The sequence below is a fragment of the Arthrobacter sp. Y3225116 genome (assembly GCF_059091245.1).
Genome location: NZ_JBNHGL010000570.1, coordinates 1 through 408, shown reverse-complemented (window position 1 = coordinate 408; position 408 = coordinate 1). Strand labels below are relative to the sequence as shown.

The window sequence follows — 408 nt, the reverse complement described above, 5'->3', positions numbered from 1 at the left end:
GGCCGCGAGCACGATCACCCGGTCCACGACGTCCGCCCAGACCGCCACCCGGTGCTCGACCACCACCAAGGTGGCGCCGGTGCGGTCCAGCACCCGGGCCACGGCGTCCCTTACTTCCCGCACCCCGGCGGGGTCCAGGTTTGCGGTCGGCTCATCCAGCAGCAGCAGCCCCGGCCGCATGGCGAGGACGGAGGCCAGCGCCAGCCGCTGTTTTTGGCCGCCGGACAGGGCCGACGTGGGATGGTCCAGCGGGACGGCCAGTCCGACATCGGCCAGGGATTCGCGGACCCGGTCCCAGATCTGCCCGCGCGGCAGCGACAGGTTCTCCGCCCCGAAGGCCACCTCGTCGCCGACCCGGGCCAGCACCAGCTGGCTTTCCGGATCCTGCAGCACGAGGCCGGCCCGGCC

General features: G+C 73.8%; 1 protein-coding gene. It reads right to left on the bottom strand.

Translation table 11 applies throughout. The features are described from left to right. The coding region (locus tag AC5RV2_RS19005; protein WP_494093618.1) for an ABC transporter ATP-binding protein at nucleotides 1-408 on the bottom strand (408 nt) is incomplete at both ends.